Here is a 15689-nt window from a genome sequence, read left to right as displayed (position 1 = left end):
CTGCGGCGTAGCCCTGCGACTCCTCGTCGCTCGGGCCTCCTCAGCCGCCGACCGCGCCGCGCTTCCAGTAACCCATAAAGGAGATCTGGGCGCGTGGGATACCGGCCGTCTTGGCTTCGGCGCGCAGTTCGCGCACCCATCCGGCCTCCCCGGCGATCCAGCCGTACCAGCCCTCCCCGCCGCGGGCCTCGTCCCACAGCAGGTCACCGTCGTCGCTCACGTTGGTCTCCTCGCGGCCTCCAAAGAGCCCGACGGCTCGTTCACCGCGCTCCCGGACGCGCCAGGACACGGCGACGCCCTCGGGCGCGACCAGGGGACGCACGTCGTCCTCGTGCGGTACCTCCAGCACGATCCGGCCGCGGATGCCCGCGTCCAAGGTGGCGGCGATGTTGGCGATGGCGGGCAGCGCGGTCTCGTCGCCCGCGAGGAGCACCTCGGTCGCGGGGCCGGGGTGCCAGGCGACGCCGACGTCCCGGTAGCCGTCGCGTCCGACCTCGGCCGCCACGAGCCCGGCGGGTGTCCCTAAGGGGGCGTGCAGCGCGAAGTCCATGCCCGGCGCGAGGCCCTCGACGGGGTGGACTGCCACGTCGATATCGACCTCTCCCGCCTCCCCGGGGCCGGGCCGCACCGCGACCAGGGTGTAGGTGCGCATCGCAGGGCGACACTCATCGGGGAGGTTCTGCCAGGCGGGGTACCACTCTTCGACGCTGGCCCCCAGGTCGGTGAGGCTGGCAGGGCTGCCCAGGAGCAGTTTCACGCGCTGGTCGAGCAGGACGTCACTGCACCGGCCTAGGTCCTCCCCCGCCAGGGTGATGCGGACGAAGCTGGTCGAGATCACGCGCCGCTGCGTCAGGTGCAGCAGGTACAGGCGGTAGGGATTCATCGGTCTCCTCGTTGGGCGTACATCAACCACCAAAACAGCGGGGCGCCCACCAGGGCGCAGACCAGCCCGACCGGCAACTGGGCGGGGGCCAAGACGCTGCGTCCCAGCGTGTCGGCGACCAGGACGAGCAGCGCGCCGAGAACGACGGCCAAGCCCGCCATGCGCCGATGCTCGGGGCCGACCAGCAGCCGCGCGAGGTGTGGGGCCACCAGCCCCACGAACCCGATGACGCCCACGGCCGCGGTGGCCGCCCCGGCCAGGAGCACTGCCCCGAGCAAGGCCAGTCCCCGCACACGCCCATGCCGGACGCCCAGCAGGCGCGGGGTGTCCGCGTCGAGTTGCACCAGATCGAGTTCGTGCCGTCCCGCGTAGACGCCGACGCCGACCAGGGCGAGCAGGATGGCGACGGGGGGCAGGCTCTCGGACATGGTCCCGTAGGTGGAGCCGCCCAGCCAGGTGATGGCCCGGGACTGGTTCCAGGGATCGGTGCTGACCACCAGCAGGGTCGAGAGGGCGGCGGCACCCGCCGCGATGCCGAGCCCGACCAGCACGAGCCGGGTCGGGTTGAAGCCGCCCCGTGCGGCCAGGGTGAACAGCAGTCCCCCGGCGAGGAGGGCACCCGCAAGGGCCCCCAGTGTCACCGCGCTGGTGGGAAGGGTGAGCCCTGCGCGCGAACTGCCGATAATGACGACCAGCGCCCCCACGCCCGCACCAGCGGAGATGCCGAGCAGCCCGGGGTCGGCCAGCGCGTTGCGTGTCACCGCCTGGGTCAGGGTGCCCGCGAGCGCGAGCGCACCCCCGGCGAGGATCGCGGCCAGCACACGAGGCCAGCGGGCGTCCAGGACGAAGGTGATGCGCCCCGAGGCCTGGTGGGTGAGCCAGTTCGCCACGTCGCCCAGAAGGAGCCAGCCGTCCCCGGCCAGGAGGGCGAGGACTCCCCCGACCAGGAGCGCCCCCAGCGCTACGAGCGTGATCGGGATCGACCAGCGGGCGAAGCGCCCTGCGGCAATCAGGGCGGCGGTGGCGTCACTGCGTCCGGTGCGCATCCCTTGGGACAAGGCCACCAAGAAGACGGCGCCCAGCAGTGTGGTGAGGACGCCCGTGGGGATCCGGGCCGCCTCGGCGGCGCCGATGACGGCACGCAGCGCCACGTCGGACACCAAGACAAGCAGTGCGCCGGTGAGGGCGGACGCCAGGACAAGGGGGCGGTGGCGAGGCAGCCCGGGAACGTGCACGGACAGCAGGCGGATCAGGGCAGGGGCGCACAGGCCGACGAAGCCGAGCGGGCCCGCCAGCGCCACGGAGACTGCCGCCAAGAACACGGCGACTACCACGACGCTGAGGCGGCTGCGCACGACGTTGACGCCCAGGGCGCGAGCCTGATCGTCCCCCAATTGCAGCAGGTCGAGGCGTCCGCCGAGCGCGACCACGGCAATCAGACCCGCACCGATCAGCGCTGCCGCCTGCACGACGGCGGCGGGCTGGGATTGGCTCAGCGACCCCGAACCCCACGCGAACAGGCCTTGCGTCTGTTGGCTGAACATGATGAGTAGGGCTGAGGTGATGGAGGAGAGTGCCAGCGTGAGGACGGAGCCGCCCAGGATCAGACGCACCGTCGAGCCGCCCCCACCGGTCAGCACGAACGCCAACCCCGCCGCACCGAGCCCACCCAGGAGGGCGATGACGGTGCCGCCGAGCACCCCGGTGCTGATGCCGAAGGCGGCGATGACCGTGAGGGCGAGGTAGGCGCCCGCGTTGACGGCGAGGGTGTCGGGTGAGGCCAGGGGGTTGCGCGCGACGGCTTGCAGCGCGGCACCCGATGCTCCCAGCGCGGCCCCCACGATGAGGGCCGCGCCGAGACGGGGAAGGCGGGAGGCGACGACGACCGCGCCGGTCTCCCGCGAGGCGTCACCGAGCAGCCATGCCAGCAGATCGGCGGCGCGGACGTCGGCGCTGCCCTGGGTGAGGTGCACCACGGACAGCCCGACGACCAGTGCCAGGCCCACCATGAACACCGTGGGCAGGCGCCCGCCCCGCCGCAGTAGCGCCGGCCCTGGCGCGGCGGGGACGGGGGTCGTTGCGGTCACGCGAGCTTCGCGACCAGATCATCAATCCACTGGATCATGGAGGAGGGGCCTCCGTAGATCCAGATGCGGTCCGCGGCGGGCTTGACGCGTCCGTCCTTGACGAAGGGCAGCCCCTCCCACAGCGCGTTGCCCTTGAGGGTGGCCAGCGGATCCGCGGACGCGTTGGCCCAGTACAAAACGGTCGTGTCGGCCGGGAACTTGGTGAGGCCCTCCAGGTCGATCGAACCGATGCCCCAGGCCGGGTCACCCGCGTCGGTCCAGGCGTTGGTCAGCCCGACCGCCTTGGCGACCGCGCCGGGCAGGGAGCGGTCGCTGTGCATGCGCAGATCTGCGGTGGCGCCGGTCACGTTGATGTAGGTGAAGATGTAGGGCGAGGTGAGCCCGGCCAGCTTCTGCTTGCCTTCGGCGAGCTTGGCGTCGAGAGCCGCCAGGATCGGGGTGGCCGCGGCCTCCTTGCCCAGCAGCTTCGCGGTGGTGGTGAAGTTCTCGCGCATCTGCTCGAGGGGACGCGAGGCATCGGCGGCCTTGAGGAGGAAGACCGGGGCGATCTTCTCGGCCTGGGCCAGCGCCGCCTCGGGAATGGAGCCGGTGACCCCCAAGATCAGGTCGGGGGCTGCCTTCGCGATCGACTCCAGGCTCGGCTCGGTCCGCAGCCCGACGTCAGCGGTCCCTGCGGGCAGGGTGACGGCGCTGTCCCAGGACGCGAAGCCGGTGGGGTCGGCGACAGCGATGGGGGTGACACCCAGTGCCAGCACGTCCTCGGTGGGGCCCCACTCAAGGGTGACGACCTTGGTGGCGGGCTGGGCCAGCGTCACGGTAACGCCGCGGGAGTCGGTGGCGGTGATGCCGCCCCCGGAGGCCGACGCCGAACTGCCGGGGGCGGGAGTGCGTGCGGCCTCGGTAGTGCCACAGGCGACCAGAACGGGGGCAGCCAGGGCGAATCCCAGCACTGCGCGGCGGGACAAGGGCATCGGTGTTCTCCTCACGGGTGAGCGGGCCGATCCGGCGGCTGCCGGTCGGCGGGCACGCAGCGCGATACCGCGCGCCCGGGGGATCTCAGGCGATCAGGGCGTCCCTGGCCGACGCGACAGCGGGGGTTCGGCGGGTGCGGTGCAGACAGTGAGGCAGCGGACGCACCTGCAGCACGTCTTCGTCGTCGCGGACCTGGATCGGGACGCCGTAGGCGTGGCTCAGCCGTGCCTCGGTGAGGACCTCGCGGGGTGTGCCGGTGGCAACGATCCGCCCCTCGACGAGGAGCGCGACGTCGTCGGCGACGATGGCGGCGTGGTTCAGGTCGTGCAGGACGACTCCGACGGCGACGCCGTGGTCGTCGGCCAGGCCCCGGATCAGGTCCAGCAGGTCGGCCTGGTGGCGCAGGTCAAGGTGGTTGGTGGGCTCGTCGAGCAGGAGGACGTCAGTGCCTTGCGCGAGGCAGCTGGCGAGCCACACGCGCTGCAGTTGCCCCCCTGAGAGTTCATCGACAGGACGCTGTGCCAGATCCGTGACCTGCGCCAGTTCCAGAGCCCGTTTGATCGCTGCGGGACCGTCGGGGTCGGTGCCGAGCCAGCGCGTCTTGTGCGGGTGCCGCCCCAGCGAGACGACCTCGCGCACCGTCATGCCTGCGGGGGTGGGACGCTGCTGAGTGAGCATGGCCAACCGCATCGCGTATTCCTTGGGTGACAACGCTGCGGCGTCGATCGGGGACGCATCCGCGTCGGCGAGTTCAAGACGACCCGATGACAATGAGTGCAACCGCGCCATGCCGCGCAGCAGCGTCGATTTTCCCGACCCGTTGGGGCCCACGAGCGCCAGGACGCGACCGGCCGTCACGCTGAGCGAGGCGTCTTCGACCACGCGGAGGGGGCCGTAGGCGAGACTGACGTCGGCGGCGTACAGCGACGAGCCGGATACTTCCTTCACGACGCTAAGGTTAGGCAAGCCTCAGCTTATTTTGCAACTGAGTGCTTGCGAAAATGCCTCCAGGGGATTCCCCCGGAGGCATCTCGGTACCGCCACAGACGACCTAGGCGCGCGCGTACTCCACGAGCCGTGCCACGAACGCCTCGCACTGCGCCAACTGATCGGGGTCGATGAACTCGTCGGGCTTGTGCGCCTGGGCGATATCGCCAGGCCCGCACACGACCGCAGACATGCCCCCACCAGCGAAGATGCCCGCCTCGGTGCCGTAGGTCACCTTGTCCGCCTGGACCTCCAAACCGAGTTCGGTCCCCAGCTGAACGGCCGGGGCGTCGGCAGGCGTGTCCAGGCCCACCGTCTCCGCAACGATGGTCACCTCGACCTTGGCCTGCGGATGCTCGGCCTGCATCTGCGCCTCCAGATCGCGGCAGTAGGCCACCACAGCATCCAAGACGGCGCGATCATCGGTCTCGGCGATCGAGCGGAACTCCAGCGTCACGCTCGCCGACTCCGGCACGATGTTGACCCCGTTGCCGCCGGTGAACAGGTTCACCGACCCCGTGGTGTAGGGCAGCGGATAGGCCTCGTCGTAGGGCCCCTCGGTGCGCCACGCGTCCGCCTGGTCGCGCCAGTAGCGCACCAGCAGGGCGGCATATTCGATCGCGTTCACGCCGGAGGCGGTCAACGAGCTGTGCGCCGGGACGCCGGTGAAGGAGACCTGCACGAGGTTGATCGACTTGTGTGCCCGGATCATTCGCATCGAGGTCGGCTCGCCGACAAACACGATCTCGGGCAGCACGCCCAGGTCGTGCCACGAGTCGACGAGCGGCTGCGCGCCGACGCATCCGATCTCCTCGTCATAGGTGAGCGCCACGTGCACGGGGGTTCGCAGCGGGTGAGCGACGAGCGCGGCCAAGGCGTTCACGGCGACCGCGTCGAAGCCCTTCATGTCGGTGACGCCGCGGCCGTACAGCAGGCCGTCGCGCTCGGTGAGCGTGTACGGGTCCGAGGTCCAGTCCTGGCCGTCGGTGGGGACCACGTCGCTGTGTCCGCTGAGCAGGACGCCGCCGCCGGTGTTGCCGTCGGCGTCCGGGACGGTGACGAGCAGGTTGGCCTTGCGGCCGTCGGGCGTCGGGAAGACCTGCGGCTCCAGCCCGAGGCCGCGGGCGTGATCGGCCACCAGCTCGATCAGCGGCAGGTTGGAATCGCGGCTCGTGGTGTCGATCGCGATCAGCTTCTGAAGCCAGGTCAAGACGTCGGACGAAGGTGCGCTCATGCCTCCTTCCTACCATCCGCGGCGGGTCCTGGTTCGCGGCGGTCACCGTCCGGCCCGCGCGGCGCGAAGTGGTTCAGCAGCGGCCCCACGATGTCCATCGGGAGCGGGAACACCACCGTGGAGTTCTGGTCGGCGCCGAGCTCGAGCAGCGTCTGCAGGTAGCGCAGCTGCAGGGACGCCGGCGACTGCGACAGCCGGTCGGCGGCCAGCTTGAGCTCCTCGGAGGCCTGCAGCTCGCCGCGGGCGTTGATCACCTTGGCGCGGCGCTCGCGCTCGGCCTCGGCCTCCCGGGCCATGGCGCGCTGCATCTGCTCGGGGATCTCGACGTCCTTGATCTCCACCACAGCCACGTGGACGCCCCACGGCTGGGTCTGCACCTCGATGATCTCCCGCAGGTCGGAGTTCAGCGCGTCGCGGTGCGCCAGCAGGGTGTCCAGGTCGGCGCGTCCCAGCACCGAGCGCAGCGTGGTCTGGGCGATCTGGGAGGTCGCGATCGCGTAGTTCTCGACCTCCATGACCGCCCGCAACGGGTCGGTGACGTTGAACAGCACCACCGCGTTGACACGCGCGGGCACGTTGTCGCGGGTGATGACCTCCTGCGGCGGGATGGTGAGCGTCACGACGCGCTGGTCCACGCGCACCAGGTGGTTGATGCCCGGGATCACCACGTGCAGCCCCGGCTGGAGCAGCGGCTTGAGCCGTCCCAGCCGGAACAGCACCCCGCGCTCGTACTCGGGGATCACCTTCAGACTCAGCCCCAGCACCAACAGCGCCAGGACGATCACCGCCCCGGCCACGATCCCCCACGCCATCGGCGTCTCCATGTCAGTCCTCTCCGGGCAGGCGACGTCGGTCGCTGGCCCACCGGGTGGCGTAGCGGTCGGTGAGGGCCGGTGCCGCCCGCGCGGTGTCGGGGACGCCGCCGGCGCGCCCGAGGCGTCCCACGGCGTCGAGCGGCACGACGGCGGCGTGACCGGCCGCCGTCTCGGCCATCCCCTCGCGCTGCAGGTGCTCGGGGAAGTTCGCCGGCGAGCGCCACAGGTGGCGCGCCAGCGGCCACACCCCGGCCCCGAGCACCACCGCGATGACCGTGCCGAGCACCACGGCGTCCAGGGGGCCGTGCGAGCCGACCAGCGCGCCCGCCGGCAGGGCCACCGCGACGACGGCGACGGCCAGGGCGATGCCGCGCTGGAAGCGTCCGGCCTCGGAGAACGGCCACGGATCCAGCTGCCGGGTCAGCTCGCGCGGGCCCGGCGTGGGCGAGCAGGCGTCCTTGACCGGGCAACGGCCGCAGATCTCGTGCTGGCCCACGTAGCGGATCACCCGCTTGTCGGGGTCGAAGGACGCCGGCCACAGCCACTTGTCCTCGTGGCACTTCCAGGCGTCGTTGTCGGAGTGATACACGAAGTTGCCCGTCCGCCAGGACGCCGACCGCTCCGCGCTGCGCTTGCCCAGCAGGTCGATCCCCCACGCGACGGCCAGCAGGAACACCGCGTAGGCGCCGATGAGCCACACCGTCACGTCGGGCATCAGGACTCCCTCTCCTCCGCCCAGCCGCGCTTCTTCTGCGAGGGCGCCAGCTCGGTGTATAGGACGTCGGCGGGGAAGCTGTACACCGTGCGGCCGTGCCGGAAGTACTTCACCCCCAGGAACGCGATGTAGAGGAACGGCAGCACCCCGCCGATCATGAAGATCAGGTCGCCGGGCAGGCGCGTCCACTCGATGAGGGCGTTGCCGGGGCTGGTGATGTAGCCCAGCGTCCGGGCCTCGTAGTAGCCCGAGTCGACCGAGTGGTACAGCTGCAGGATGCCCAGCGGCAGCAGCGTGCCGAACACCATCCAGGCCAGGCCGATGTTGAGGCACCAGAAGCTGACCTTGGCCCACTTGTCGGGCCACTTGTCGGCCGGGATCAGGTAGCGCAGCGCGAACATCGACAACCCGATGGCGAGCATGCCGTAGACGCCCATCATGGCGGCGTGGGCGTGGTTGGCCGTGAGCGCGGTGCCGATCTCGTAGTAGGACACGATCGGCAGGTTCACCAGGAAGCCGAACACGCCGGCGCCGAGGAAGTTCCAAAAACCCACGGCGACCAGGAACATGACCGCCCAGCGGTGCGGGAACGGCTTGTCGGCCTTGGCCTCCTGGCGGGCGCCCAGCTGCATGAACGCCCACGCCTCGACGGTGAGGAACGTCAGCGGGATCACCTCGGCGGCGGAGAAGAACGCGCCCAGCGCCATGTGCTCCACCGGCGTCCCGGAGAAGTACAGGTGGTGCATGGTGCCGATGACGCCGCCGGCCGAATACAGGATCACGTCCATGAAGATGATGCCCAGCGCGATCTTCTCCCGGACCACGCCGAGCAGCACGAACACGTAGGCGACCATCACCGTGCTGAACAGTTCCAGGAAATCCTCGACCCACAGGTGGACCACCCAGAACCGCCAGAACTCGGCCACCGACAGCGGGGAATCGGTGCGCGCCAGCAATCCGACGGCGTAGAAGGCGGGAATGGCCAGCCCGGCGAAGAAGAACAGCCACGGCATGTTGCCCTTGCTCTCGCCCTTCAGCCGCGCCGCCAGCCCACGCAGGATGATCGCGATCCAGATGAACATGCCCAGCGTCAGCATCACCTGGAAGAAGAACGGCAGGTCGAGGTATTCCCACTGCTGGGCGAAGAAGGGGCCGGTGGCCCAGTCGACGCCGTGGATCGAGAGGCCCTCGGCGAGCAGCGAACCGAACACCACGAAGGCGACCGCCCCGAGCAGCACGTAGGCGAGCGTGCCCTGCCCCCGGGGCTCCCGGCCGGCGATGAACGGGGTGAGGAAGATGCCCGCGGCGAGGAAGCCCGCCGCCGTCCAGAACAGGGAGAGCTGCACGTGCCAGGTGCGGGCCAGGTTGTAGGGCAGGATCGAGGCCAGGTCGAAGCCGAAGAACGTGCTCAGGTCGGCGCGATAGTGCTCGGCCGCGGCGCCCACCAGGGTCTGGATGAGGAACAGCACGGCGATGACGAGGATGAACCAGGCGCAGGCGCGCTGGGCCGGGGTCAGCCCGACCTCGCCCGGCTGCCGGAACGAGATGGCCGGGGCCTCCTCCGAATGCCAGCCGATCTTGCGGCTCCACCGGCCGTAGATGGCGAACATCACGCCCGTGCCGCCGATGAGGACGATCAGCGACAGCGTCGACCACACCACCAGGTCGGCGGTGGGGTGGTTGTCGACCAGCGGTTCGGGCGGCCAGTTGTTGGTGTAGCTGTAGTCGTGGCCCGGACGCGTCGCGGCCGAGGCCCACGCCGTCCAGGCGAAGAACGAGGTGAGCTGCTTGATCTCGGTCGGGTCGGTGATGGCGTTGGGGATGAGGCCGTTGTCGCGCGACTTCGGCCCGAAGAACTCGGTGTAGTAGGCGAGCTGCTCGTTGTAGGCGATCACCTGGGGCGGGGAGAACGTGAGCACCCCGGAGGCTTCGTCGTACCGGTTCGTGCGGAACTCGGTGACGACCGCGCCCTGCGGGTCGGCCATCCCCTGGGCGGCGAACTGGTCGCGCACCGACGTGGCGGCGTGCCGCAGGTACTCGGTGGTGAAATCGGGGCCGAGGTAGGCCCCGTGCCCCATGACCGACCCGTACTGCATCAGCCCGCGCGCCTGGAACAGCTCCTGGCCCTTGGTGATGTCGGCCCCGCTGAACAGTTCTTGGCCGTCGGCGGCGACGACCTTGGCCGGCATCGGCATCGAGGCCGTGTAGGTGCGATAGGCCAGAATGCCCATCACGAAGAAGCTGAACACCAACACCAGCGCGACGCCCTGGACCCAGCCCTTTCCGACGATCATCGTCGGGTTGGGCCGGGGAGGGTCGTGCGGTTCGTGGGTGAGCGTGGGGCTCGACTCGGCCATGGCGTACCTCCGGAAGAGGGGTGAATTCCGACAACAGCGATTGGCACCCTACTCCCGCTGCACCGCCTCCTGCCATGCTTTAAATCACGCGCATTAAAAGGACGCCCACCCGGCCGTTCCTGCCCCGCCCTGCCCCGCCGACGACTTCGCCTCCCCCCGCCGAGGACTTCGGCTCCCACCGCCGAGGACTGCGGCTCCCACCGCCGAGGACTGCGGCTCCCGTCGTCGAGGACTTCGACTCCCGCCGCCGAGGACTTCGAGTTACGCCGCCGAGGACTTGCGATCGACTCGTGAAGGCCAGTGGGCGCCCAGTCATGGCCTGGTGCGGACGCCCTCGGCGTCCGATCGAACCGGTGGGCGACCGGTTAGTGTGGGGACCATGCAGATCACGCATCTGGGGCACGCCGCGGTGCTCGTCGAGGCCGATGGCAGTCGCATCCTGTTCGACCCGGGCAACTTCACCTCCACCTGGCGCAACCTCACCGGCCTGGACGCCATCCTCGTGACCCACCAGCACCCCGACCACATCGATCCAGAGCACATCGACGCCCTCCTGGACGCGAACCCCGATGCGATCGTGGCCACGGAGCGCGGCGTCCTGGACAAGGTTGACCTCGGCGGCCGGGCCATCCCGCTGTCCCCCGGCGACGAGCTCGACGTCGGCAACGTGCACATCGAGGCGGTCGGCGGCAGCCACGCGGAGATCCACCGCGACATTCCGCGCATCGGCAACGTCGGGCTCGTCCTGACCTCGCTCGGCGACCCCACGTTCTTCCACCCCGGGGATGAACTGGACGCCGTCCCTGAAGGCGTCGATGTCGTCGCCGTGCCGATGATGGGCCCGTGGGCCGCGATGAAGGAGCAGATCGATTTCCTGCGTGCCCTCGGCGCCCCCGAGGGATTCGGCATCCATGAGGGGCTGCTCTCCGAACGTGGCTGGCAACTGGCGCAGGATCGCTACTCCTCCATGACGCCGACCCGCGTGCACGACCTGCGTGGTGGGACGCCGTGGCGTCCCGGCGGCCGCTGAGCGGTACGCGAAGTCCTCGGCGGCGTAACCCGAAGTCCTCGGCGGCGTAAGCCGAAGTCCTCGGCGGCGGGAGTCGAAGTCCTCGGCGGCGGGAGGCGGAGTCGTCCGTGGGGCGATGGTGCGGAATAGTTGAAGGTTGGAGTTTGTTGGCGAGGGTATGGAGAACAGCGTCCTCGACACGGTGGTGATCGGCGCCGGGCAGGCCGGGCTGGCGGCGTCCTACCACCTGGCGCACCGGGGGCTCGCGCCGCACCGCGACTTCGTCACCCTGGACGCCAACGACGGCCCCGGCGGGGCGTGGCGCCACCGCTGGGACTCCCTCACGCTGGGCCGGGCCCACGGCGTCCACGACCTGCCCGGGTCACCGCTCGGCACGCCCGACCCCGAGGAGCCCGCCTCCCGCGTCGTCGCCCGCTACTACGGTGACTACGAGCGGCGCTTCGGCCTGCCGGTGCTCCGCCCTCTCCGCGTGGACGCCGTGAGCTCGCGCCCCGACGGGCTGCTCGAGGTCGCCGCCGGCGAGCGCCGCTTCGCCACCCGCTCGCTCATCAACGCCACCGGAACCTGGGACAAGCCGTTCTGGCCGGCCTACCCGGGCCGCGACTCCTTCGCCGGGCGCCAACTCCACACCCACGACTTCGTCTCCGCCGAGGAGTTCGCCGGGCAGCGGGTCGTCGTCGTGGGCGGCGGCACGTCGGCGGTGCAGTTCCTGCTCCAACTGGACGCCGCCGGCGCGGCCACCACATGGGTCACCCGGCGCCCGCCGGAGTGGGTCGTGCGCCCCTTCGACACCGAGTGGGGCCGGGCGGTCGAGGACCGGGTCCGCGCCCGCACCGAGCGCGGACTGCCGCCCGAGAGCGTGGTCGCCGCGACCGGCATCCCGCTCACGCCCGAGTACCGGGCGGGCATCGACGCCGGCGTGCTGGTCTCCGCCGGCCCCATGTCGGCGGTGACGCCCCGCGGCGTCCGGCTGGCCGACGGCCGGCTGGTCGAGGCCGACGCGATCCTGTGGGCGACGGGCTTCCGGCATTCCCTGGACCATCTCGCCCCGCTGCGGCTGCGCGAGCCCGGCGGCGGGATCCGCACCGACGGCGTCCGGGCGGCGCGGGATCCGCGGGTGTTCCTGGTGGGGTACGGCGCGTCCGCGTCCACCCTCGGCGCGACGCGCGCCGGACGCGACGCAGCCCTGGCCATGCTGGACGCCCTGCCGCGCGCCGCCTGAGCCCGGCGTCCGCGCCCGGCAGGCTCCCCAAGGCGATCCACCCTCGCCGTCGAGGGCAGCACGCGGGCGGCCCAGGCGCAGGGTCCGGCGGTCAGGCCGCCGAACGGGTGTTGAGCACGGCGGCGAGCACCGCGCCCGCGTCCGCGCACGCGTCCTCGGTGACGTCCAGGTGGGTCACGGCGCGCACCACGCGCGCCCCGACCGCCGACAGCGCCACCCCGCGCGCGGACGCCGCCGCGACGACCTCGGCCGCCGCCCGGTCGCCGGTGGGCACCACGACGATGTTGGTCTCGGGCTCGGCCACCTCGACGCCGGCCGCGCGCAGCGGGGCGGCGAACGCCCGGGCGGCCGCGTGGTCGTCGGCGAGCCGGTCGATGTGGTGATCGAGCGCGTACAGGCACGCGGCGGCGAGGATGCCCGCCTGCCGCCAGCCGGCGCCCAGGCGCTTGCGGCGGACGCGCGCGGCGGCCATCGCCTCGGAGGAGCCGACCAGCACCGAGCCGACCGGCGCGCCCATGCCCTTGCTGAAGCAGACGCTGATCGTGTCGAACAGCGCCCCGTACTCCCCCATCGGGATGCCGGTGGCCACGTGGGCGTTCCACAGCCGGGCGCCGTCCAGGTGCAGCCCGACCCCGGCGTCCCGCACCAGGGACGTGGCCGCCACCAGGGCGTCCCACGGCTGCACGGTGCCGCCGCCGAAGTTGTGGGTGTTCTCGATCGCGACGCAGGACGTCGAGACCAGGTAGGGGCCGGCGTCCGGGGAGAGCAGCGCGGCGATCTGCCCGGGATCGACGCGACCGTCGGCGGTCACCCAGGTGCGCATCGTCACCCCGGTCAGCGCCCCGTGGGCGCCCATCTCGGCCCGCGCGATGTGCGCGCCGGAGTCGCACAGCACCTCGCTGCCGGGGGCCACGTGCGCCGCGACCCCCAGCACGTTGGCGAGGGAGCCGGTGGCGCAGTACAGCCCCGCCTCGTGACCCAGCAGCGCCGCGACCCGCGACTCCAGTTCGTCGATCGTCGGGTCCTCGGCGTAGACGTCGTCGCCGACCGGCGCCTCCAGCATCGCCGCCCGCATCGCCTCGGTGGGCCGGGTGATCGTGTCCGAGCGCAGGTCGATCATCACAGCTCGCGCGGCTCGAACTCCTGAACCGGGTTCGTGCCCCGGCGGACGATGTCCTCGCGGAGCCGCTCAGCCAGGTAGAACGCCAATTCGATGCCCTGCTCCCGGTTCAGGCGCGGATCGCACGCCGTCTCGTACCGTGTGGCCAGGTCGGCCTCGTCCAGTTCGTGGACGCCGCCGACGCATTCGGTCACGTTGTTGCCGGTCAGCTCGATGTGGACCCCGCCAGGCCAGGTGCCCAGGTCGGCGTGGACGTCGAAGAAGCCGTCCACCTCGTCCCAGATCACCGGGAAGGCGCGCGTCTTGTAGCCCCGCTCGGTGGAGTACGTGTTGCCGTGCATCGGATCGCACACCCACGCCACCTTGCGACCGGTGGACTCGACCGCCTCGATGAGCGGCGGCAACGCGTCGCGAACCTTGCCGGCACCCATGCGGGTGATGACGGTCAGGCGTCCGGGTTCGGCATTCGGGTCGAGGCGCTCCACCAGCGCGCGCGCATCGTCCGGCGTCGTGGAGGGCCCCATCTTGATGCCGATCGGGTTGCGCAGACTGGCCAGGAGCTCAACGTGCGCGCCGTCGAGTTGACGCGTCCGTTCGCCCACCCACAGCAGGTGGCCGGACGTGCCATACGGGTTTCCCGTGCGCGAGTCGATGCGCGCCATGGCGTGCTCGTACTCCATCAGCAGCGCTTCATGCGAGGCCCAGTAGCCGACCCGGCGCAGCGAATCGTCGCTGACGCCGCACGCGACCATGAAGGCCATGGCCCGCTCGATCTCGTCGCTGAGCTGGGTGTACTTCTCCTCGACGTTGCTGCTGCGCACGAAATCGCTGTTCCAGCTATGGACGGTGCGCAGGTCCGCGAAGCCACCGTTGACGAAGGCACGGACCAGGTTCAGTGTGGCCGCCGAACTGTTGTAGACGTCCAGGAGGCGGCGTGGCTCATGGACGCGCGCCTCGGGGGTGAAGTCGAGCCCATTCACCGCGTCGCCGCGGTAGCTGGGCAGCGTCACGCCGTCGCGGGTCTCCAGGTCGTTGCTGCGCGGCTTGGCGTACTGGCCTGCGATGCGTCCGACCTTCACCACCGGCACCTGGGCCGCGTATTGCAGCACGACCGCCATCGAGAGCTGGACGCGCAGCGAGTTGCGAATGTTGGCTGCCGTGACGTTGCCGAAGGTCTCCGCGCAGTCGCCCGCTTGCAGCAGGAACGCGCGGCCTCCCGCCACGTCGGCCAGCCGGGCCTTCAGTTCGTCGGCCTCCCCCGCGAACACCAGCGGCGGACGCTGCCGCAACTCGGCGACGACCTCCTCGACGGCACGCGCATCGGGATAGTTCGGCTGCTGGGCCGCTCCGTGGGCATGCAGATCCGTCAGTGTGGGAATGGTGGTTGGCACCGGCACAGGATACGCGACCCGGTAGCGAACTCCGTTCACATGCCGCCGGTCAGGACGCGGCGTCCTCCGCTGCAGGCCCCTGGGAGGCAGGGTCCTCCGCTGCAGGCGGCAAGGACGCGGGTTCCTGCGGGGCCGGGGGCAGTGGCGCAGGCCCGCCGCCGGGACGCGAAGCGATGCGGCGCAGCGCCTCCTCCTCGCTCATTCCGCCGTACTTCACGGAGGTGGCGTAAGCGTTCACGTACACCTGACCGGTGAGTTGTTGAATCGCTGCCATCACCTCATCGGTCACCCACCGCAAGACGGCCCGATCGTTCTCGCCCCATGCGTAGTCGGAGAAGTCCAGCGGACGCCCGAACGTGATGACCGGGTGGTCGGCCCACGGAATGCCCAGCCGTTTTCCGGTGAACTGCGAATCGCGCACGGCGACGGGGATCACGACGGCGCCCGAAGCCAGGGCCAAGCGTGCGACGCCGGTCTTGCCCTTGTACATGCGTCCGTCAGGAGACCGTGTTCCCTCGGGGAAAATGCCCGCCACGCCGCCCTGTTCGAGCACGTCCAGGATCGGCCCCAGCCCGTCGGCGGACGCCCGCCCGCCGGAGCGGTCCAACGGCACCTGACCGACGGCCTTGAGGAACCAGGCCACCAGCTTGGTCATGGGCCCGCCGCGTCCGGTGAACATCTCTGCCTTGGCGGGGAAGGTGACTTTCCGCTTGATCAAGGCGGGCATCACGAACGTGTCGGCGGCACCGATGTGGTTGCCTGCCAAGATGACCGGCCCCGTCGTGGGGATGTTCTCTTCCCCCACTGCGCGGGCGCCGTAGCCGAATCGCACCATCGCGCGAAACGGCACCTTGAAAAACCCATACCAACTCATGT

The 15689-nt window shown here is 70.8% G+C and carries 13 protein-coding genes; 2 read left to right on the top strand and 11 right to left on the bottom strand.

Features of this window, described 5'->3' with window-relative positions:
* Positions 1-40 precede the first annotated feature (40 nt).
* From C1706_RS07290 to C1706_RS07255, 8 genes are all read right to left on the bottom strand, one after another.
* Positions 41-883 carry a siderophore-interacting protein gene (locus C1706_RS07290; RefSeq protein WP_129458571.1) on the bottom strand — a complete coding sequence of 281 codons (843 nt, stop codon included), beginning with the start codon at positions 881-883 and terminating at the stop codon, positions 41-43.
* Complete coding sequence (locus C1706_RS07285; protein WP_241653475.1) at positions 880-2970, bottom strand: iron ABC transporter permease; 2091 nt, start codon at positions 2968-2970, stop codon at positions 880-882. The genes C1706_RS07290 and C1706_RS07285 overlap by 4 nt, the downstream gene beginning before the upstream one ends.
* Positions 2967-3941, bottom strand: coding sequence for an ABC transporter substrate-binding protein (locus C1706_RS07280; protein WP_129458570.1), 975 nt, complete (start codon positions 3939-3941; stop codon positions 2967-2969). The genes C1706_RS07285 and C1706_RS07280 overlap by 4 nt, the downstream gene beginning before the upstream one ends.
* 85 nt (positions 3942-4026) lie before the next feature.
* Positions 4027-4890, bottom strand: coding sequence for an ABC transporter ATP-binding protein (locus tag C1706_RS07275; protein WP_284690556.1), 864 nt, complete (start codon positions 4888-4890; stop codon positions 4027-4029).
* A 103-nt stretch (positions 4891-4993) separates the two neighbouring features.
* Entirely contained in the window at positions 4994-6163 is a 1170-nt protein-coding gene (gene argE, locus C1706_RS07270; RefSeq protein WP_129458569.1) for an acetylornithine deacetylase, read from the bottom strand.
* Positions 6160-6975 carry a slipin family protein gene (locus C1706_RS07265; RefSeq protein WP_206661042.1) on the bottom strand — a complete coding sequence of 272 codons (816 nt, stop codon included), beginning with the start codon at positions 6973-6975 and terminating at the stop codon, positions 6160-6162. The genes argE and C1706_RS07265 overlap by 4 nt, the downstream gene beginning before the upstream one ends.
* A gap of 13 nt (positions 6976-6988) precedes the next feature.
* Positions 6989-7693 (bottom strand): hypothetical protein, encoded by a 705-nt coding sequence (locus C1706_RS14830; RefSeq protein WP_129458567.1) that lies wholly within the window; start codon positions 7691-7693, stop codon positions 6989-6991.
* Positions 7693-9987, bottom strand: coding sequence for a nitric-oxide reductase large subunit (locus tag C1706_RS07255; protein WP_129458692.1), 2295 nt, complete (start codon positions 9985-9987; stop codon positions 7693-7695). The genes C1706_RS14830 and C1706_RS07255 overlap by 1 nt, the downstream gene beginning before the upstream one ends.
* A gap of 442 nt (positions 9988-10429) precedes the next feature.
* On the opposite strand from C1706_RS07255, the gene C1706_RS07250 reads away from it, so the two are divergent.
* Positions 10430-11080, top strand: coding sequence for an MBL fold metallo-hydrolase (locus C1706_RS07250; RefSeq protein ID WP_129458566.1), 651 nt, complete (start codon positions 10430-10432; stop codon positions 11078-11080).
* A 136-nt stretch (positions 11081-11216) separates the two neighbouring features.
* Positions 11217-12302, top strand: a complete 1086-nt coding sequence (locus tag C1706_RS07245) for an NAD(P)-binding domain-containing protein (protein ID WP_241653474.1) — start codon at positions 11217-11219, stop codon at positions 12300-12302.
* Positions 12303-12393: 91 nt separating this feature from the next.
* Here C1706_RS07245 and C1706_RS07240 read toward each other — a convergent pair whose 3' ends face one another.
* From C1706_RS07240 to C1706_RS07230, 3 genes are read right to left on the bottom strand one after another with little or no spacing between them, the layout of a single operon-like run.
* A complete protein-coding gene (locus C1706_RS07240; protein WP_129458565.1) occupies positions 12394-13422 on the bottom strand; it encodes a threonine aldolase family protein in 1029 nt (342 codons plus the stop codon).
* Positions 13422-14813: a class II 3-deoxy-7-phosphoheptulonate synthase gene (locus tag C1706_RS07235; protein WP_129458564.1), complete on the bottom strand. Its 1392-nt coding sequence runs from the start codon at positions 14811-14813 to the stop codon at positions 13422-13424. The genes C1706_RS07240 and C1706_RS07235 overlap by 1 nt, the downstream gene beginning before the upstream one ends.
* Before the next feature lie 49 nt (positions 14814-14862).
* Complete coding sequence (locus C1706_RS07230; RefSeq protein ID WP_129458563.1) at positions 14863-15687, bottom strand: lysophospholipid acyltransferase family protein; 825 nt, start codon at positions 15685-15687, stop codon at positions 14863-14865.
* Between the last annotated feature and the right edge of the window lie 2 nt (positions 15688-15689).

The organism is Propioniciclava flava, from assembly GCF_004126535.1.
Taxonomy (GTDB): Bacteria; Actinomycetota; Actinomycetes; order Propionibacteriales; family Propionibacteriaceae; genus Propioniciclava; species Propioniciclava flava.
Note: the sequence above shows the minus strand (reverse complement) of the source record. Positions and strands in the feature narration are given on the sequence as shown.